Here is a 13,645-nt window from a genome sequence, read left to right as displayed (position 1 = left end):
CTGCATCACTGCGCGGGCAGCAAACGCAAAAGCTGTCCGCGTGCTTCATCCGTCAAGACATACAGCAATCCATCCGGACCTTCGCGCACATCGCGTATCCGTTGTTCCAGACCCTGTAGCAAACGTTCTTCGCGTACCACCTTGCCATCCTTGAGTTCGAGTCGTGCCAGATAACGGAACTTGAGCGAACCGACAAACAGATTTCCCTGCCACGCCTTGCCATACTTGTCGCTGCGCAGGAAGGCCATGCCGGAAGGTGCAATCGACGGGGTCCATTGATGCAATGGCTGCTCCATCCCGGCGAGCGACGTCAGGCCTTCACCGATCTTGCCGCCACCGTAATTTTCGCCATAGGTAATTTTCGGCCAGCCGTAATTCTTGCCGGCTTGCGGCCGATTGATTTCATCGCCGCCTTGCGGTCCATGTTCATGCGTCCATAATTTTCCATCGAGTCCCAGCGTTGCGCCTTGCACATTGCGATGGCCGACGCTCCATATCTCCGGCAATGCGCCAGCCTTGCCGACGAAAGGATTATCCGCAGGTACCGAGCCATCCTTGCGTATGCGCACGATTTTTCCGTGATGCGTGTCCAGGGTTTGCGCATCCTGCATGCGACTGAAGCGATCACCCAGCGTCAGAAATAAAGTGCCGTCGGTGTTTTCAACGATGCGACAACCGAAGTGTGCGCGACTGTTGAACTTGGGCCGCTGGCTGAACAATACTTTTACCTGCTCCAGTTTTGTTGCGTCGTCAGAGAGCCGTGCGGAGGCCAGCGCGGTCGAATTGCCATTGCCGCCCGTCTTCGCATTCGCTTCTTCGCTATAGCAAAAATAAATGAGGCGATTGCTGGCGAACTTGCTATCCGCAATGACATCGAGCAAGCCGCCCTGGCCGCCGACCTCGATTCTGGGTAAGCCGCCAATCGGCGCTGAAGGTGCCACGCCTGCTTGCACCACGCGCAGATTGCCGGATCGCTCGGTGACCAGCATGCGCTGCCTGTCTATGAAGGCGACAGCCCACGGATGATCCAGATTTTGCGCAATGACTTCGGTGCGAACGGAGCTGGTATTTGCCTGGCCACTTTCTTGTGCGGTGGCTGAAATGGGGATCGTGCAAGCAACTGCGAGTGCCGCGCTGATTGAAATGCGCATGCAGGTTGACGCATAAATCGTACTGGATGCATGCATATATGTTTTGAGTCAAAGATGAATGAAAGCCCGGCCGCTCATCTTGAATGAACGGCTGGGCCACGCACTACCAGTATGCGTGATCTATAAATTTTTCACGCTGGTGATGGCATATCCCTTGGCCTCGATTTGTGCCACCGGATTGTCGATGGCGAAATCCGGTAGATGCGTAGCGCCATCTGCCAGATCGACGGCTCGGTCTGTGGGCTCCCAATCCGTGTTGACGACTTCTTCCGGAATCATCTTGCCTTCGGGGACAGCGAGATAGGAAAAATGACCGGCGTGCTCTGCTCTTCTGTAAATGTCTATGCGCATAAGAAATCCTTGGAAATGGGAGGATGACCTTTTGTGACTGTACATCTACTAAATGGTTGCGTGAAGCCCATATCAAAATTTTGCTTGATAGGCACGATTGGCCTGAATCTTGCCTTAAAGCTATTGCTGCCTTTGATTTCTGATGGTTAATGTGTGGATTTCGTGGATTTGTGACGAATTTCATACATTTTGCACGGAGATGGGCACTTTATATGACAAAAATGGTGTGTTTTTGTAAAGAAACGTTACATACAGACAATGAAAGTCTTGCACCATAGTGGTGTTTGCTGACATGCTAGGAGGGGTAATGCGAATTATTCGATTCTGTGAGGGGTATTCATGTTGAAATTTGATTTTTCAGTGAAGACGCGCGAAGGCCAGAAAATAGAAAGTATCGTGATCGGTGGGATGGATCGCGCGGATGCCGAACGCAAATTAAAACAAATGTATCGTCATTGCGAAGTATTGCGTTGCGATATCAAAGGACAGGTGATGCGTCCGGGAATATCGCATTCGGTTGACGATATCCTGTCACTCATTTCGCGCTGATTCGGACTCTTCCGTTTCTCTGATTTTGATAAAGCCGTCGGCCAGCAACTCGTCTAGCAGGGTGTCATAATCCTGCGCGCCGCGACTGTTGGGCGCATGCTCGAAAATGGTTTTGTTATAGGCAGGGCTCTCCGCCAGGCTGACATTTTCCGAGATGTGCGTGCGGCAGACGTCTGCGCCAAATTTGTCTTCCAGCATTTTCCTTACTTCCCACGCCATCTTGCGTCGCCCGTCGAAACGCGTCAGTAGGTAACGTCTTTCGATGCGTCGTTTCAATACCGGTTCCAGTGCCCTCAAGGTTTTGTCGATCTGCATCGCGCCCTTTGCCGAAAGGTGATCGGCCGATACCGGCACGATCATGCAATCGCAGGCGAAGATCGCGTTCAAGGACAACACGCCTATTAATGGACAGCAATCGATCATCACTGGCGTCAGTTCGTCATGCAATTTTTCGCCACGTAGATGGGCGTTGAGCATATTGACGACATCGAAGCCCTTGCCGAATAAAGTATCGACTTTCGATAATTCAAGATGGGCGGGAATAATGCGGAGGTCGTTATTCGGAGAAATGCGCACCAACTCGCGTAGCGGCCGATTGCGTTGAAATAAACTTAGTATCGTGTCGTCGCCGGAACTCGCCACAACGTTGGCAATGGAACTCAAATGTGCTTGCGGATCCAGATCGATGCCGTACGGTAGACAGCCGCGCCGCATCAGTGCCGCCGCGAGATTCAGGGCTGTCGTGGTTTTGCCCACGCCGCCCTTTTGGTTGAATACCGTGACTATCGTCATAAGCTTCCTGAATCCGACGCGTTTGCATCAACATCGCTATAGAGGCGATACCAGATGGTGAATCCTGATTTGCTCTAACGTATGACCGTGCGGAATGCATACACAAGACCTAAGGTAGTTTCAGGATAGTAACATCTGATATCGCTTTCTTAGTAGTCAGCCAGCGTTCGCTTTGATCGTTCGAAAATGCAGGAAGATTTCGAGCACGGCAAGGCATGCCGCCGAGATTGCGAGCAAGGGCATGACACTGCACAAAAAAACAGCAGACATACCTGCGGCGATAGGCGTTGATTTCCATGCACCTGGCAACAGTTTCGGCAATCCGAATGAGCCTGCCTTGCGCCGCTTGAAGAACATGACCCAGCCTGATATCAGCGAAAACGCGACGCCGAGTCCGAACACCAGCAGCACCAGCTGATTCCACAAGCCGAAGTCGCCGCGATGGAAGGGAATGCCGATGCCGGTGGCTTTGGAAAACACGGTTTGCTCCTTCCAGCCTGCATAAAACAGGGCGTTGCCGCTATATGCGTCGAGCACCATGTCCACGCGCTTTTCCGGCTGCGAGCGGTCGTAGTTATTGACACGCCAGGTACCCGTTGCGCCGCGCGGTGCGGTCAATTGCAGCGAGACTTCTGGTGCCTGTCTGCGCGCCGCATCGGCCGCCGCCTGCCATGTCATTGGGGACTTGCCTTCTATCGGCATGGATTTCAGATTCGGTGGCGCCTGCGGTGGCGCCTGGCCCACGCTGTCACGTGCGAGACGTACCTGGTCGCCAGCATATTTGCTCCAGGTCAGGCCGGTCGTCAGGATTACCAAACTCATGATGCTCAATACGACACCGACAAAGCTGTGCCATTGCGCCCACCACTTGCGCCCCGATGTGCCGCGTTGCGGTAGTGTTTTTTCACCGTTGCGTGGCCACCAGAGATAAACGCCCGTGAGCAACATGACCATCAGCCAGCTTGCCGCCAGTTCCACCATCCAGCGCCAGTTTTCGCCTTGCAGCAGGGATGAATGCAAACGTTTGGACCAGCTGCCAAAGCGATCTTCGGAAGGCATCATGGCCAGCACTTTTGCATCGTAAGGGTTGACGTAGGCGATGGTCGGCGGTTTGGAGCGCACCGAACGTGATGGTGTTGCCACCGCGTCCACTGACTTGGCGACAGCACCATGGCTGTGTGCGGCGTGTTCGCCGGCAGTGCTGTTCATGGTGCCAGCTGCATCCGGCACCATGAACAGCACACGTACGCTATCGGTTGCGCTCAGCGCGGGAATCACGGAACGCAATATTGCGCCGTGCGGCGCCGCATCGCTCGCGGCCTGGACTATCTCATCCAGCGAACGCATGTTGCCGGTTGCAGTCACGTGATCGATATCGGCATACAGCGCCTCTTCAATTTGCGGCGAAAAAATGTACAAGATCCCGGTTAGTGTTGCGATCAATGCAAACGGCGATGCGATCAACGCGGCCCAAAAGTGGATGCGCCAGAATAGACTCTTGCGACGGGCCAATATGGACGACCCGCGCGACTCCTTTGACGTGACATAGTGTGTAGCGTGTTGCATGGTTTTCTCCTGTCTATTTGCGGCAGTGCTGGTGTCATCCAGCACTGCTCGCTGCCCGTACTTATTTGCTGTCAAACGTATAGGTCAGTCCTACCATCACACTGCGCGGTTCACCCGGGGTGTAGCTGTTTTGCAGGTTAGGGGTGTAGGTACCGGTGCCTGTATAGGAACTGCTGGCGTTGTATGCATAGCGACGATCAGCCAGATTGCGTACCTGCGCCCACGCCTGCCATCCTTTGGTTACATCGTAGTAACCGCGCACATTAAGCAGCGTGTGGCCGGCATAGCGAACCGTGTTGGCATTGTTCATCCAGTACTTGCCCTGATTGACGACTTCCAGTGCGACACGCGCATCCTTGATCGGCTTGTAACCGACTTCCGCAGTCGTGATATTGCTTGGTGCCTGAGGCATTTCCCGACCGCTGTAATCCAGCGATGATGAGGCGCGATATTCAAGGAAGCGATGTTTTGCAATCGTGGTGCCGAAGCGCGCATCGAATGCGCCTTTTTCCAGCGTCAGGCCCAGCTCGATACCTTGGCTGCGGGTGCGACCGGCATTGCGATTCTCACTCTGGTTGCCTGGCAGACTGAAGCTGACGATGGTGTCACGGCCTTCAAGGCGATACACGGCGGAATCCAGCTTTACCGCACCTTCCAGAAACGCCATGCGCAAGCCGAGTTCATAGTTGTTGTACGTGGCCGGTTTCAAATCCGGAATCCCACTGCTGCCATACAACTGACTGACTTCCGGCGGCACAAAGCCTTTGCTGATATTGGAGTACACGCTGGTCTGTGTGCTGATCGCATAAGTCGCGCCAACTTTCGGGCTGAAGCTGGAAAACTTGCGATCCTCGTTTGGTGCGCCGAAATTGCTGCTGCCGCCGGGTGCCAGCTTGTTGGTGTAGGCGTAATTGATGGCATCGTAGCGTCCGCCCATCACCAGCCGCAGTCTTTCCGTCGGCGAAATTTCAAATTGGGCAAAGACAGCGTTATTGTCGATTTCGGCTTCGTAGTCACGCTTACCGGCCAATGTCGCGGACGGTGTGTAGCTGAGATATTTTCCGGAAACCGGATCGCGGGCAACAGTCAGATTGTTGCTGACATAGGGATTCTTGCTTCTATCCAGATAGATGCCGGTGACGAGGCGTGAGCGCAGCCATGCAAATTCCTGCTGGTGTTTGATGTCCAGGCCCAGCGATTCAACATGGTTGTTATTTTCGGTGCCGGTACAAATGGTTGCTCCTGCAACCTGAGGACAGCGGATTCCGTATGAAGGCAATTGCCCGTGATCGTTTTCCCTGTGGAAAGCTGTCACCGTGGTGATGCCGTTCTCTATGAGTTCACCCTCCCAGGCCAGATTGGCGCGGGTTGCCTTGTCCTTGCGGTAGGTAAAACTGTTGATACTTTTGCCTGGATTATTGCGATAGTCGTTTTCAAACACGCCGCCGCTGGTAGCAGAATCAAGATTGGTGTGGATCACCGTGGCGCGCAGCACAGACGACGCGCTTAGTTTGTAATCGCCACGCAGTGAGAAAGAATCTTTGCTGGCGTTGCTGTATTCCTGCCAATTGTCGTGGTCGCGCCTGGAACTGTAGTGGGAAAACCGTAAGCCCAGGTCACCCCAGGTATCACTGGCCACAGTGTCGATCCGTTTAAAGCCGTTGATATTGTCGTAACGTACGCCGACACTGGCATATGGCGTCAGTGAAGGCCGTGCCGTCATGAAGTTGACTGCGCCGCCAACAGCATTGCTGCCATACAGCGATGATGCCGCGCCTTTGACAACCTCCACACTTTCGCTGGCCGCCATGTTCATTTCGTTCAAGGCATTGTGATTGAACACACCCAGCGGACGGATAGGAATGCCATCTTCAAGATATTGATAAACGGCATTGGTATTGAACGGCTGGCGTATGCCCATGCTGTGCTGTTCATTGCCGAGATCGTTCCAGTACACGCCTGGAATACGGTTGATGATGTCGCCGACGGTTTTCGGTTTGTCGCGCTTGAGTTCTGCTTCATGCACGACGCCGATGGCAACCGGTGTTTCTGACAAAAGTGTGGCGGTACGTGAGCCTGATACAACGACTTCACCGAGAACTTCATCGGGGATAGGAAGCGTGGCCTGTGCCACGGCAAGGGTGTTCCAGCAGGTCAGCGCAACTGCAAGGGCGGCGGACAAGGGTGTGAGGCGTAACGACATGAAAAATCTCCAGCATCAGATGGGCGCAAGCGCGCCGTTTTTATAATCTGCAAAGCAGTAGGTGTGGTGGCTGTCTTGCAAACAGCCCGACTGTGTCGGCCACTATCGGTAATACGGATGACGTGGCGGCGTTATTCAGCCAAGCGCGCCACAGGCCATGGTTTACAGTAGATGAGGCGGCGCGCGCGACTGTGCCGCGGCCCATATGAAGAGAGGATGAGGGGATTGATAAAACAGTGATGGCTGCGTCGAGACATTGGCTGTTACGGGCATCGCATACGTGCCGGACGGTGGCAAGCCAAGCCCGCCAGCATGATTCAAACAGAAGGGACAATCTTCCATATGCAGGCCGTGCTCAGAAGGAGCAGAGGAGTCGGGGCTCTGGTTTTCAACGTGAATAGAGCGCATGCCGTCGGCGGAACATATTTCAGCCCATGACGTATCCTGCGTACTTTTCGCTTTGAGTGCATGCGATACGGACGGCGCAAGCGATCCGAACAGGAGAGTGAAGAGTGCAATCCATGCAATGAAAACAGTTTGGCGCGTGCGTGATTTCATGCCGCGGCCCGTTTCAATTTTCCAGCCCAGATCCGCATGCGGCCATAAGCGATGACGATGCCTGTGATGCTCATGAGGAATCCCCCAAGGCTCAGGAAGATCAGGACGGCGTCGCGCCATAGACCTGTCTTCAACATCGCCGGTACATCCCAGCTATGTAAAAAACTGAACAGCCAGCGGCTTGTACGTTGCGAGGCGTCGACACTTAAAGCGACGTCGCCGGTGTAGGGATCAATATAGGACCAGGTGTTGTGCGCATCGGCGAACTCGGCACGTATGACCGGCAGACGTCGTTCGTCTGCGCCCCGCATTGCTTCTACCTGGCGACCGTAATAGTAATTGTCGTACTGCAATATATTTTGATGTGTCACGACGGGGGTCGGTAATAGCTGCGCGGCGGCATGCAGCAATTCGGCATCTGTCCATCGATCACGCACGATAAATTGCTTGTCGTCTTGTACGATCAGGCGCGTGGCGGCAGTGGCATTGCGTGCCAACAGATACGCTTGTCCGTTCAGTACGCGCCATTCGATTTCGACAGGCTGAAAATTCTCTTTCTTCAATAAATTCAGGGCCGCGGCTGGAGTGAGCGCCAGATGTGTATTGGCTATCTGGCCGCCGCGATATGCGGATAGATTCGGGCGTGCGCCCTTCGCATCAAAGATACCCAGCGGGTTCATCGACATCAATCCGCTGAACATCCACGTAAATATAAAACCGGCAAACAGCAAGCCGGTAATGTGATGCCAGCGCAAATAGCTTTCGCGATACGGGGTGCGCGCACCGGATTTATAGCGTTTGCCAAAGCGCCAGCGCCAGACGCCGGCCAGCGTTCCTGTGATGGCGGTGACCGTACCGACGGCTGACAAGATGATGAGTAGCCAGGTCCAAACCGGATCGACAGATCTGTCGCGAAACATGTAGAGCCAGTGCAGCCATGCACCGACATAATTCCAGGCGCGTTGTGCGCGTGGTGCGTCCATCACGACTTGCCCAGTGGTTGACGAAACATAGAGCAAGGTATGGTCGGCATCATTCATCTGTACCTGATGCAGCGGCCTGTGCGGGTTGAGCCCGCGCGAATGGGTCCAGCGATCTTCCTCGACCTGGCCCAGATAGTCTGCCTCGGCATGTGGCAGGAAAGCGTGGGCGCTGGCCAATGCAGTATCGCAATCAGCTGGCTTAGCGCGTTTGCCGGTGACGGCATCCACCATCACGTACCCGCCCGGGTGTTCGTGCAGCCGGTAGTACGGATGTTTATCAATGGAAGTCAGCACGATCTCATGCACGGCGGCGGGAGAGCGGCTGACGGCAAGTGCGGCATCGACAGGAATACAGCAGTTTTCAGAAGTAAGGGCCGGGAGTGCCGCCAGTCTTTCCCATGGCGTGAACTTGGGGTAACCAATGAACAGCATCACCACGCCGCTAAAAAACCAGAGTGCCATCAGCATGCACGCGCCTACCCCTGTCCAGCGATGGATCAGGTAGGTCAGGCGTTTGGCGCGTGCGGCGATGGTCACGATGTAGAGCAGCTGGATTTAAAAACGGTGGTGGACAGACAGTTGTACTTGACGTCCCGGTCCGTTCAGCCACTGTGTGCCCGAATAATAGGCCGTGGTGAAGTACTGCTTGTCGAACACGTTGTAGCCGCGCAGGGTCAGCGTGGTATCGGCTGTTGCCTTCCATTGCAGCGCGAGGTCGGTCGTCGTGTAGGCAGGCATCGTCAGCGTGTTGGCGTTATTTGCATAGCGCTTGCCGACATAGCGCAGGCCGGTACTTGCAGTCCAGTCTGGCTGAAAGTTCCAGCTCAGCCAGAGATTGGCGAGGCGTTCTGCGACATCAGGCGGCGTTTTGCCATTGCGAGACACAGCGACACCGCCGACTGAATCATTGAAGTCGTCAAACTGCGCGCGCAGGATGGCGGCATTGGCATCGAACTGCCAGCCAGGTGCAAATGCCATGGAGAGCGTGCCTTCGATTCCGCGAGATGAGCGTTCGCCGACCTGGATGCGCACGCTAGGATTGTTTGTGTCGCGCGTAAGCAGATTGTTCTTCACGATGTGATAAGCAGCCAGCGTCCACTCACCTTTCTTTTGCCAGAATGATTGCTTCACACCGACTTCAACCTGTTTGCCGGTAGAAAGATCGAACTTGCTATTTGCTGCAGTGATCATCAACAAGCCACCGACGGGGTCCGCCGCTTCCGCATACTGGCCATAAACCGCCAGGTCTGGCTGAATGTTATAGACAGTGCCGAGGCGCCAGCCGACGTTGGAATATTTCTGATCGAACGCCGCTGCGCCGGAGACCAGATCTGCGCGTGATACATCGGCGTGATCGTAACGCAGGCCTCCCAGTACCGACCACTTGTCAGTTAGCTCCAGTCTATTTTCAGCAAAAACCGAGTATTGCTCGGCCTTGTTGCGATAACGTGGAATGTAGGCAGCACCACTTACAAAAGTACCTGGGACAGGGTTGTACGGGTCGACAGACGGTGAGGCGCCAAAGTAAGTATTGTTGGTGTGTTGAAACGAGCTGGAACTTAGATCGAAGCCCACTGATACCTGATTTTTTAAGCCGAAAAGACGACCGCGAAAGGTCGCATCTGTTGTGTTGCCGATCTGGGTTTGGTCATGCATGATCTGCGTCGCACCGCTATCTGCAGGACGATCAATTAAACCAGTGCCTGGGTTATAGACATAGGTTTCGACATTGCGATATTGCCGCTTGCTATCTATGTAATACAGTTTGCTGCGCACCGTCGTATCGATGTTCGGTGTCCACTCGGCAGACAGCTCGGTCCACCGATCGTCGTACTGGATTTTGCTGTCGCTGACGTTGTAATTTTTCTCACGCAAGGCCTCCAGCTGCACACCGTTGATCAATGGTGTGCCGAAGTAGCGCATTGGTTCTTGACGGCCTTGTGCATAGCTGAGTTTCAAGCGGAAGTCGGATGACACATCGAGTTGCAGCGCGCCCGAGAAGGTAAGATTTTTCGAGTCGCCCATGTCCACCCAGCCATCTGAGCGATCGCCGCTCAAGTCGACGCGGTACGAGAGCTTGTCGTTGATTGCGCCGCCGCTGCCGAAACCCAGTCGCTGCGTATTGTCGGTGCCGACGGTTGCCTGCACTTCATTCTGGATCGCGCTGCGTGTCGGTTTTTTCGGGATGACATTCACTACGCCACCTATTGCACCATCGCCGTAAATCACCGATGCCGGGCCGCGCAATACTTCGATGCGATCGACTGACCAGGTGTCAAACGGGAAACTCAAACCCACGCCGCCATACTGGCGCGTACCGTCATATAGACGCATCACCGAGGTCGTATCCGTGAAGCCACGCACAGACAGCGAGCTGCCGCTGTTGCCCGGATGGCCCATGCCGCTGATGCCGGCCGCGCGCGTGATCGCATCGACCAGCGATGCGTCGCCGCGTTGTTCCAGTTGCGCGCGTGTAATGACATCGACGCTGGCCGGCGTCTGGAATGGCGTCAGGTCAAGATTGGAACCGGTGGAGGCTGGTGCATTCAGGCTGCCCACCTTTTCATTTGTAACCGAAACGGTCGGCAACACGGGCGTCACGTCGGCAGCAAAGGCCGGGTTGGCCATGTATGCGAGTGCAAGTGTGCATTGTGTATAAATGATCGTGCGCCGAATGTTGCATGGGCGATGCGCAGACATGGCGGTACTGACAGCGATTTTATTCATGAAATTTCCGAAAAATAGAGTGTTCATGCGCGGTTCTGCAAGTGGCTGGGGTTGCCAGCCATAAGCATTGCTGCGCGATGTGGCTTTCTTGTGTTAATGGCTTGTGTGTCCGGAAGGCGCAGGCGCGGCACTCTTCAGCGCACGGGCAGGTACTTTCAATTCCACTGTTTCACGCTTTTTATCCTTGCCTTCAAACACGAGTTTCAGCGGAATGACATCGCCTTCCTTGATTTGATTTTTGACGTCGAAAAACATGACGTGATAGCCGCCGGGTTTAAGTTCTACCGTTTTGCCTGCAGGCAGATCGAGCCAGTCAAGCTGGCGCATGCGCATGACGTTGTCTTGCAAGGCCATTTCGTGAATTTCAGTTCGCAGGCCGGGCGAGCTTGCTTCAACCAGGCGCGCATCCGTCTTGCTGGTTAGTTGCATGAAAGCGCCGGTGGCTTTTTGCGCCGGAACAGTGGCGCGTACCCATGGATCGGTGACCGTAACCTGTGCCAGTAATACGGCTGGGACAATCGAAAGCACCGATGCAAGCAATAATTTTTTCATGATGTTTCTCCTGATGAGTTAAGCGAATGGATATGCGGGAACGCAAATAAGCGTAGTCATTTATTTGTTCAGGCCGAGCTCGGTGCGACTGGCAATGACACAGGACGGCGCGCAGCCAGCAGACTTTTCAGTCGGCACGGTATGAATAGGTACTAGCTGCATTTCTACAGAGGGGCCATAAACCTTGTATTCGGAAGGTGTGGTGCGGTATGCGGCGTATGAAAGCATCGCGATGCAGACGGCGACAATATTAAGTGCGATAAAAAACTTGCGTCGTGTAGACATGACAAGCTCCTGTTTCGATAGAGGAAAATGCCGACAGGCGGCCGCTTGCCATCAGCAAGCGCGACTATCGGTACTCGGCGAGATCAGGAGAAAGCTGGAGGAGCGCGTGGTTGTGCAACGGCCCATGCAAACAGCGGGCGCGATGACTGATAGAACAGGGAAGGTAGAACGTGGTCACCGCTGATAACCGGCATGACAAAGTCAGCGGCTGGCGGCATTCCGGCGGATACAGCGTGGTTCAGGCAAAACGGGCAATGCTCGAAGTGCATGGTCTTTTCGACCGGTGCCGACGTTTGCGAATCTTGATCTGCATCGACCATCACCATCTTGCTACCAGTGATGGTGCAAATTTCCATCCATGCATTGGGTACACTTTTTGCGGCAGCTACCGCGTGAGAAATCGAAGGCGCAAGGGATGCCATCAGGATCGCGAAACAGGCGATCCAGCTGGCAAATCTATGCGTGGCTTTCGTCATTCTCATTGCAAAACGTTACCGTAGAATGGAGGTGAAAATAATCAGGCAGCCTGATTGATTCTGTGCCCCGCACTGTTTGCCGGGCTGCTTATTATAGTCGCGTCGCCTGTAAATGGGAATTTTCAACGGCTGTGTTGTTGTAAGGTGTCGTCATACCTGCATCCATCCTGATATCGACTTGACCATAAAAACCGTGACCATGAAAAACAAGCAATCTGTTACAGCGCAACAAACCGCCTTGCTGATCGCCGCTGCGATATTGATCGTCGCCTTGTGCGTTTCTGCCATCCGTCCCTACGACAGATTGACCTGGCTAATGGAAGTCATGCCGGTACTGATCGCATTGCCGGTGCTGGCTTTTACCTACAAACGCTTTCCGCTGACGACCTTGCTATATGCGCTGATCTTTTTGCATGCGCTGATTTTGATTGGCGGCGGCACGTATACCTATGCGCGTGTGCCGGTCGGTAATTGGGTGCAAGACTGGTTAACGCTGGCGCGCAATCCTTACGACAAGCTTGGACATTTTTGGCAAGGCTTGGTACCGGCATTGGTAGCGAAGGAAATTTTCGTGCGCGGCAACTATGTGAATGGTAAAAAAATGATCGCTTTCCTTTCCATCTGCGTCGCGATGGCGATCAGTGCCTGGTATGAACTAATCGAATGGTGGGCGGCGCTGATCATGGGACAGGGCGCGGATGAATTTCTCGGCACGCAGGGCGATCAATGGGATACGCAATCCGATATGTGGCTGGCATTCCTGGGCGCAACGGTTGCAATGGTGGTGCTGGGGCGTCTGCATAATCGCCAGTTGCAACGCTTCATACCGATTACGTAATACAAGTATCAGGAAAAAATCATGCACAAGCACGACGACGCTGCCCAAAAATTATTTGGCAAGTCTTACGAACAATTGGATGATAGTGCGCAAAAAGTAATGCACCACGTTGCTGCACGTACGCACATCGCGCGCGATACCAGCAAGGACTATGATAAGAAAACCAGCAGAGGCCAGCGAGCTGCGGACGCGGTAGCCGCATTTGGCGGCTCATGGACTTTCATCGGCTTGTTCGGGGCAACAATGTTTGTATGGATATTGTTGAACTCCTTCATTTTACTCGGTTACGACAAGACCTTCGATCCGTATCCGTATATTTTGCTGAATCTGGTTTTATCGATGTTGGCAGCGATTCAAGCTCCTGTGATTCTGATGTCGCAAAATCGACAAGCAGAGAAAGATCGCTTGAATGCGAAACACGATTACGAAGTGAACTTGAAGGCTGAGCTGGAAATCATGCTGCTGCATGAAAAGATGGATGCGCTCAGAGAGCAACAGTGGAATACTCTTTTGGATATTCAAAAAGAACAGCTTGTCTTGCTGACGCGGCTAAGCGAATCAAGGCGAACTGACTAGTCGAAAGAATCAATGCTCAAGAGCATGTGGAGAAAAAC

General features: G+C 54.0%; 14 protein-coding genes. 3 read left to right on the top strand and 11 right to left on the bottom strand.

Annotated features, from left to right (window positions below; translation table 11 throughout):
- Positions 1 to 5: 5 nt before the first annotated feature.
- On the bottom strand, positions 6 to 1,151 hold the full coding sequence (locus ACFQO0_RS06075) for a PQQ-dependent sugar dehydrogenase (RefSeq protein WP_382233118.1): 1,146 nt from the start codon (positions 1,149 to 1,151) through the stop codon (positions 6 to 8).
- A 120-nt stretch (positions 1,152 to 1,271) separates the two neighbouring features.
- Positions 1,272 to 1,502, bottom strand: a complete 231-nt coding sequence (locus ACFQO0_RS06070) for a DUF6139 family protein (RefSeq protein WP_382233117.1) — start codon at positions 1,500 to 1,502, stop codon at positions 1,272 to 1,274.
- Between the two features lie 339 nt (positions 1,503 to 1,841).
- Here ACFQO0_RS06070 and ACFQO0_RS06065 point away from each other — a divergent pair, with 339 nt between their 5' ends.
- Entirely contained in the window at positions 1,842 to 2,051 is a 210-nt protein-coding gene (locus ACFQO0_RS06065) for a hypothetical protein (RefSeq protein WP_382233116.1), read from the top strand.
- Here ACFQO0_RS06065 and ACFQO0_RS06060 read toward each other — a convergent pair.
- From ACFQO0_RS06060 to ACFQO0_RS06020, 9 genes are all read right to left on the bottom strand, one after another.
- Positions 2,034 to 2,843 (bottom strand): ParA family protein, encoded by an 810-nt coding sequence (locus ACFQO0_RS06060; RefSeq protein ID WP_382233115.1) that lies wholly within the window; start codon positions 2,841 to 2,843, stop codon positions 2,034 to 2,036. The genes ACFQO0_RS06065 and ACFQO0_RS06060 overlap by 18 nt on opposite strands.
- Positions 2,844 to 2,999: 156 nt before the next feature.
- On the bottom strand, positions 3,000 to 4,409 hold the full coding sequence (locus tag ACFQO0_RS06055) for a PepSY-associated TM helix domain-containing protein (RefSeq protein ID WP_382233114.1): 1,410 nt from the start codon (positions 4,407 to 4,409) through the stop codon (positions 3,000 to 3,002).
- Between the two features lie 61 nt (positions 4,410 to 4,470).
- Complete coding sequence (locus ACFQO0_RS06050) at positions 4,471 to 6,612, bottom strand: TonB-dependent receptor (RefSeq protein WP_382233113.1); 2,142 nt, start codon at positions 6,610 to 6,612, stop codon at positions 4,471 to 4,473.
- Between the two features lie 162 nt (positions 6,613 to 6,774).
- Positions 6,775 to 7,170, bottom strand: a complete 396-nt coding sequence (locus ACFQO0_RS06045; RefSeq protein ID WP_382233112.1) for a DUF2946 domain-containing protein — start codon at positions 7,168 to 7,170, stop codon at positions 6,775 to 6,777.
- Positions 7,167 to 8,690 carry a PepSY domain-containing protein gene (locus ACFQO0_RS06040; protein WP_382233111.1) on the bottom strand — a complete coding sequence of 508 codons (1,524 nt, stop codon included), beginning with the start codon at positions 8,688 to 8,690 and terminating at the stop codon, positions 7,167 to 7,169. Before ACFQO0_RS06040 ends, ACFQO0_RS06045 begins: the two co-directional genes overlap by 4 nt.
- Positions 8,691 to 8,708: 18 nt before the next feature.
- The gene (locus ACFQO0_RS06035) at positions 8,709 to 10,853 is read right to left on the bottom strand and encodes a TonB-dependent receptor (RefSeq protein WP_382234047.1); all 2,145 of its coding nucleotides are present in this window, start codon (positions 10,851 to 10,853) and stop codon (positions 8,709 to 8,711) included.
- Positions 10,854 to 10,973: 120 nt separating this feature from the next.
- Positions 10,974 to 11,432, bottom strand: a complete 459-nt coding sequence (locus ACFQO0_RS06030; protein WP_382233110.1) for a copper chaperone PCu(A)C — start codon at positions 11,430 to 11,432, stop codon at positions 10,974 to 10,976.
- Positions 11,433 to 11,492: 60 nt separating this feature from the next.
- A complete protein-coding gene (locus tag ACFQO0_RS06025) occupies positions 11,493 to 11,717 on the bottom strand; it encodes a hypothetical protein (RefSeq protein WP_382233109.1) in 225 nt (74 codons plus the stop codon).
- 83 nt (positions 11,718 to 11,800) lie between these two features.
- Positions 11,801 to 12,193, bottom strand: coding sequence for a DUF2946 domain-containing protein (locus ACFQO0_RS06020; protein WP_382233108.1), 393 nt, complete (start codon positions 12,191 to 12,193; stop codon positions 11,801 to 11,803).
- Positions 12,194 to 12,392: 199 nt separating this feature from the next.
- On the opposite strand from ACFQO0_RS06020, the gene ACFQO0_RS06015 reads away from it, so the two are divergent.
- Both ACFQO0_RS06015 and ACFQO0_RS06010 read left to right on the top strand, forming a co-directional pair.
- Positions 12,393 to 13,031 carry a DUF2238 domain-containing protein gene (locus ACFQO0_RS06015; RefSeq protein WP_382233107.1) on the top strand — a complete coding sequence of 213 codons (639 nt, stop codon included), beginning with the start codon at positions 12,393 to 12,395 and terminating at the stop codon, positions 13,029 to 13,031.
- Between the two features lie 21 nt (positions 13,032 to 13,052).
- A complete protein-coding gene (locus ACFQO0_RS06010) occupies positions 13,053 to 13,607 on the top strand; it encodes a DUF1003 domain-containing protein (RefSeq protein WP_382233106.1) in 555 nt (184 codons plus the stop codon).
- Positions 13,608 to 13,645: the final 38 nt, after the last annotated feature.

This window comes from Herminiimonas aquatilis, from assembly GCF_042665175.1.
GTDB classification, from domain to species: Bacteria; Pseudomonadota; Gammaproteobacteria; order Burkholderiales; family Burkholderiaceae_D; genus Oxalicibacterium; species Oxalicibacterium aquatilis.
This window is presented reverse-complemented; position numbering and strand designations above follow the sequence as displayed.

What these genes read in the sequence shown, in the direction of transcription:
- ACFQO0_RS06010 (WP_382233106.1), top strand. Translation starts at nt 13,053, where the DNA reads ATGCACAAGCACGACGACGCTGCCCAAAAATTATTTGGCAAGTCTTAC.
- ACFQO0_RS06050 (WP_382233113.1), bottom strand. Translation starts at nt 6,612, where the DNA reads ATGTCGTTACGCCTCACACCCTTGTCCGCCGCCCTTGCAGTTGCGCTG.
- ACFQO0_RS06020 (WP_382233108.1), bottom strand. Translation starts at nt 12,193, where the DNA reads ATGACGAAAGCCACGCATAGATTTGCCAGCTGGATCGCCTGTTTCGCG.
- ACFQO0_RS06035 (WP_382234047.1), bottom strand. Translation starts at nt 10,853, where the DNA reads ATGTCTGCGCATCGCCCATGCAACATTCGGCGCACGATCATTTATACA.
- ACFQO0_RS06025 (WP_382233109.1), bottom strand. Translation starts at nt 11,717, where the DNA reads ATGTCTACACGACGCAAGTTTTTTATCGCACTTAATATTGTCGCCGTC.
- ACFQO0_RS06045 (WP_382233112.1), bottom strand. Translation starts at nt 7,170, where the DNA reads ATGAAATCACGCACGCGCCAAACTGTTTTCATTGCATGGATTGCACTC.
- ACFQO0_RS06015 (WP_382233107.1), top strand. Translation starts at nt 12,393, where the DNA reads ATGAAAAACAAGCAATCTGTTACAGCGCAACAAACCGCCTTGCTGATC.
- ACFQO0_RS06060 (WP_382233115.1), bottom strand. Translation starts at nt 2,843, where the DNA reads ATGACGATAGTCACGGTATTCAACCAAAAGGGCGGCGTGGGCAAAACC.
- ACFQO0_RS06065 (WP_382233116.1), top strand. Translation starts at nt 1,842, where the DNA reads ATGTTGAAATTTGATTTTTCAGTGAAGACGCGCGAAGGCCAGAAAATA.
- ACFQO0_RS06075 (WP_382233118.1), bottom strand. Translation starts at nt 1,151, where the DNA reads ATGCGCATTTCAATCAGCGCGGCACTCGCAGTTGCTTGCACGATCCCC.
- ACFQO0_RS06070 (WP_382233117.1), bottom strand. Translation starts at nt 1,502, where the DNA reads ATGCGCATAGACATTTACAGAAGAGCAGAGCACGCCGGTCATTTTTCC.
- ACFQO0_RS06055 (WP_382233114.1), bottom strand. Translation starts at nt 4,409, where the DNA reads ATGCAACACGCTACACACTATGTCACGTCAAAGGAGTCGCGCGGGTCG.
- ACFQO0_RS06030 (WP_382233110.1), bottom strand. Translation starts at nt 11,432, where the DNA reads ATGAAAAAATTATTGCTTGCATCGGTGCTTTCGATTGTCCCAGCCGTA.